Below are 5,258 nucleotides of genomic sequence, written 5' to 3'. Positions count from 1 at the left end.
CAGCTCGATCTCCGGGTGCGAGCCGGTAATAGGAGTCTCCTACAGGGACTCGACGCCCTGCCCCTCGGAGGTCGTGCAGCCTCCAAAGGGAGCTCCAAACGTCGTCTTCATCGTCCTGGACGACGTCGGCTTTGGCCAGATCGGCTGCTTCGGCGGCCCCATCGAAACGCCGAACATCGATCGGCTGGCGGCGGGGGGGCTTCGCTACAACAACTTCCACACCACGGCCATGTGCTCTCCGACCAGGGCCTGTCTTCTGACCGGTAGAAATCATCACTCCGTCGGAATAGGGGCCGTCATCGACCTGCCCGCAGGCTATCCCGGCTACAGCATGACCCTCTCGAAGAGCGCGGCGACATTGCCGGAGATCCTCGTTGGAAACGGTTTCAACACCTTCGCCGTAGGCAAATGGCACCTCTCAGAGCACTTCAACGCGAGGGGGCCTTTCGATAACTGGCCCACAGGCAGGGGCTTTGAAAAATACTACGGGTTCATCGGATCCGAGACCAACCAGTGGTACCCCGATCTCGTCATTGGCACGACGAGGGTCGACCCGCCAAAAACTCCCGAGGAGGGGTACCACATCTCCGAAGACCTGGTCGACCACGCCGTAGGATTTATAAATAGTCAGCAGGCCGCAGAGCCGGACGATCCCTACTTCATGTACCTCTCCTTCGGAGCCTGTCACGCACCCCATCACGCGCCTCAGGAGTACATAGAGATGTACGAGGGGAAGTTCGATCAGGGCTGGGATGTCGTGAGGAACGAGACCCTCGCTCGACAGAGGGCTATGGGAATAGTCCCCGAGGATACGGAGCTTCCGGAGAGAAACCCAGATATTCCGGCCTGGGAGGACCTGAGCGGAGACGAGCAGAGGGTCTTTGCGAAGGAACAGGAGGTCTACGCCGGATTTTTGACCCATACAGATGCCCAGATAGGTAGGTTTCTGGACCACCTCGAAGAGATGGACCAGCTGAACGACACCATGATCATCCTCATATCGGACAACGGTGCCAGTCGAGAGGGCGGATTTAACGGGACCTCGAACAACTACCTCTACTTCAACCGCATCAATGAGAACGTGACGGCCATCCTCTCTCATATCGACGAGCTCGGGGGGACGGAGACCTGGAACCACTACGCAACGGGATGGGCCATGGCCGGGAACACCCCCTTCAAAAGGTACAAGCAGAACACCCACGAGGGCGGGATCCACGACCCCATGATCATCTACTACCCGGCGCTGATAGAGGACGGGGGCGGGATAAGGGAGCAGTACACCCATGCCGTCGACATCGTCCCCACGGTCCTGGAGGTCCTGGGCCTCTCGGCGCCGGAGGTCTACAACGGCCACTCCCAGAAACCGATCGAAGGGGTCAGCTTTGCCGAGACGCTGACCGACCCAAACGCAGATACGGGCAAGTACATACAGTACTATGAGATGCTCGGCAACAGGGCCCTGTGGTACCGCGGCTGGAAGGCCACAGCTTACCATCCTCCAGAGTCCGGCGGCGACTTCATGAACGATACCTGGGAGCTTTACAATACCGACGAAGACTTCTCCGAGGTCCACGACCTGGCCTCTCTATATCCCAAAAAGCTCCAGGAGCTGATCGATCTCTGGTTCTTCGAGGCCGGAAAGTACAACGTCCTCCCCCTGGACGACCGCCAGAAGGCCAGGTTCCAGCCAGCTCCAAAAACCGGCGTATTCACCTACTATCCGGGAACTGAGAAGATCGTCGAGCCGGAGCTGCCCGACACATTGAACCACTCCTACAAGATCACCGCCAGCGTGGATATTCCAGAGTCGGGCGCCGAGGGGGTCCTCTTCTCCATAGGCGGGCGATTCGGCGGCCTATCCCTATTCGTCATGGACGGCCATCTCGTCTGCGACTACAACTTCGTGGGAGAAAGACATTACATCGTAAGATCGACCTCTGAGGTCCCAGCCGGTCGCTCCGCTCTCTCGATGGCCTTCGACCTGACGGGAAGCCACCGGGGCGTCTGTACCCTCTACATCGACGGCCAGGCCAGAGGCAGCGCCGAGGTGATGATACAGCCGTATCGCTACTCCTTCGAGGAGGGGCTTGAGATCGGCAAGGACCCACAGACTCCGGTGAGCAAGAATTACGAGAGCCCCTTCGAGTTCAACGGGACTCTCGAGAAGGTCGTGATGGAGGTAGAAGGATAGAGACGATCCAGGACTATGAGGGTGAATTTGCCGAGATGTCGTCGGCATCGTGAGACGTTGTCGGGATCCTGGCCAGCCCAGGATCCCGCTTCTGGATCACTGACACTGATACGTCTTCAGACGATTTCGATCAACTTTTTAATTTTGGCAAGACGATTCTTTAATTTTGGTGAGATGATTCAATGATGAAAATGTCTTTTAGACGGGCCAGACCGATCGAGAGGTTCGGAGGTCAAAGCTGTCAAAGGCAAAATGCCTTCATGGGACGGTTCACTGGTGAGGAGATAACAATTTCTCAGTGAAAATAGTTATATAGGGAAAACACGTTTCAGATGGTGGAGGAGTCTGAATTAAAATTGGGCTTCTGTATAAATTAGCGATCGCCACCATTTTTTTAATCTCGATCGCATGTTGCAGCCTTGATTCAGGAAACACCGGCCTTTCGGTCATACCGATGGATCTGAAGGCCGGTGGCTCAAGTGATCAAGGGACGAGTGATTATCAGGCAGATAGGCCAGAGAATATGGGTGCAGACGTTGTAACGAATAGGAAAAACGTTCTGTCCAACAATTCCAGCCTCCAGCAAGCTATGCACGAGGACGTCGCGCCAGCCCCAAGGCCGAACATCATAATCATGATGGCCGACAACATGGGGTACATGGACCCCGGCTGCTACGGCGGCGGGGCGGTGTTGGGCGCCCCGACCCCCAGGATGGACCAGATGGCAAAAGAGGGTCTGAGGCTGACCTCCTTCTACTCTGAGACCCAGTGCACCCCCACCAGGGCGGCGATGCTGACAGGAAGGCTTCCCATTCGAACGGGCATGGCCCTGGCCTCGGAGACGGGCTCCAATGCCGGCATATCTCCGCAGGAGATTACTCTCGCAAAAGTGCTATCAGATGCCGGTTATAAGACGGCCATCTTCGGCAAGTGGCATCTGGGGGATATCTACGAAAGCGAGCCTCAAAACATGGGATTCGACGAATTCTTTGGGGTATTATACCACCTCAATTCCTATACTCAGAGTCAGCGTATCGGCTTCGACCCCAGCTGGGAGGCGGGAGAGCCCCTGGGATTGGTGGAGGCAAAGAAGGGCGAGAACCTCACCGAGGTAGCGGCGTTAAACGTATCGTCCCTGGCCTTCACTGATGAACAGTTCACAGAGAGGGCGATCGCTTACATCAAGAGTCAGGCAAACTCCAGCGAGCCCTTCTTCGTTTACCTCCCCTTCGTCCGGACCCACTTCCCCAGCGTTCAGAACCCGAAATGGGCGGGGAAGTCCAGCAAAGGTCCCTACGGCGACGGGCTGATGGAGATGGACCATCACGTCGGCATGGTTCTTGACGCCCTTCGAGAGCTGGGGATCGAGAAGAACACCATCGTCGTCTTAACAAGCGATAACGGACCGACCCTTGACCAGTGGCCCGACTCGGGCTTCTCGCCGTTCCGGGGCGGGATAGGCACCACCTATGAGGGGGGCGTGCGGGTTCCCTGCATATTCTGGTGGCCTGGAACGATCGAGGCCGATAGGTCGTCCGACGAGATCATGTGCACCCTGGACCTCTTCACCACCTTCGCTCTCCTTGGCGGCGGAGAGATCCCCACCGATAGGCCCATCGACGGCATAGACCAGTCCGACTTCATCCTGGGAAGACAGGAGAGCTCGAACCGAGAATGGGTGGTATGGTACATCGGAACCGAGAGTGCGGCCAATACAATTCCTGCTGCCATGCGATGGCATCAGTTCAAGGTCCATGCCAAGGCGTACGACTCGTTCCAGGGGCCTGAGAGCTACTACGGCCAGATCCCCGCCGTCTACAACATCGAGATGGACCCTCGCGAAGAGCATAACATAGCTGGGGAGCACGATTTCGTCATCAGCGCGTTCACCAAGATCTATCGAGAGCTTGTGGCCAGCATGATGGAATATCCGAATACGCCCTCGCGGGCATATCCAATCTCGGCAGGAGCAAGTTGATGGAGACGAAAGCGTCTCCATTATCCTTTTATTTTTATCGGATACTCCACAGCTCCGTGGCGTTCTTCTCCCCATACTTCTCGAGGATTGCCGCCCTCAGCTCCGAGAGAGCAGGCATCAGATCCAGCTCGCTGGCATCGCCATCACCCTCACCCTGAGCTCTGGCATGGGGACAAACTATACAATTAACTTTAGGTATGTTGCATATCTAACTTCTGACAGATAAGAAGATTAATTAACCCTGAAAAGAGAGGACCAATCGATGAGCAAGAAGGGCGCACTTGCTGGCTTTCATCTCATGGCCAAGCCCACGGGGGCCATCTGCAATCTGGGATGCAGATACTGCTTCTTCCTCTCCAAAAAGAGCCTCTATCCAAAGAGCAGCTTTCGTATGTCCGACGAGCTTCTGGAGAGCTATATCCGCCAGTACGCCGAAGCCCAGAGGAGCCCCTCGGTCACCGTCGCCTGGCAAGGGGGAGAGCCGACCCTGATGGGCCTGGACTTTTTTCGGCGGTCGATCGAGCTCGAAGAGAAGTATCGGCGCCCAGGAATGACATTTCAGAACACCATGCAGACGAACGGCACCCTCCTCGACGACGAATGGTGCGAATTTTTTCGCGAGAATAACTTCCTCATCGGGCTGAGCCTGGACGGGCCGAGAGAGCTTCACGACGCCTACCGGGTGGACAAGGCCGGCGGGCTGACCTTCGACCGGGTGATGAAGGCCGCCCGTCTTCTGCGAAAGCACAAGGTCGACTTCAACATCCTGACCACGGTCCATGCCGCGAATCAGGACCATCCTCTGGAGGTTTACCGTTTTCTTCGAGATGAGGTGAAGACCGACTTCATCCAGTTCATACCCATCGTGGAGAGGGACAACGATACGGGCTATCAGGAGGGCGATAAGGTGACCGATCGATCGGTCGATCCTGAGAAGTACGGCCGCTTTCTGATCTCCGTCTTCGACGAATGGATTAAAAGAGACGTCGGAAAGACCTTCGTTCAGATCTTCGATGTGGCCCTGGCCGCCTGGCTGGGAAGACCGGCGGGGATATGCGCCTTCTCAGAGACCTGTGGGACGGCGATGGT

3 protein-coding genes are annotated in these 5,258 nt (G+C 56.6%); all 3 read left to right on the top strand.

Annotated elements, in window-relative coordinates; translation table 11 throughout:
• Positions 1-7: 7 nt before the first annotated feature.
• Positions 8-2,191 carry a sulfatase-like hydrolase/transferase gene (locus ACP5EL_RS08940; protein WP_428402165.1) on the top strand — a complete coding sequence of 728 codons (2,184 nt, stop codon included), beginning with the start codon at positions 8-10 and terminating at the stop codon, positions 2,189-2,191.
• Positions 2,192-2,780: 589 nt separating this feature from the next.
• Entirely contained in the window at positions 2,781-4,169 is a 1,389-nt protein-coding gene (locus ACP5EL_RS08935; protein WP_428402164.1) for an arylsulfatase, read from the top strand.
• A gap of 262 nt (positions 4,170-4,431) precedes the next feature.
• Positions 4,432-5,258 (top strand): anaerobic sulfatase maturase (locus tag ACP5EL_RS08930; protein ID WP_428402163.1); only part of this gene is annotated, 827 nt, incomplete at its 3' end.

Origin of the sequence: Methanocrinis sp., from assembly GCF_049974945.1 — an archaeon.
Classification (GTDB): Archaea; Halobacteriota; Methanosarcinia; order Methanotrichales; family Methanotrichaceae; genus Methanocrinis.
The sequence above is the reverse complement of the archived record's forward strand: the minus strand, read 5'-3'. Positions and strand labels throughout refer to the sequence as shown.

Excerpts from the sequence above, each read along its gene's own strand:
- ACP5EL_RS08935 (WP_428402164.1), top strand. The coding sequence starts at position 2,781 with ATGCACGAGGACGTCGCGCCAGCCCCAAGGCCGAACATCATAATCATG.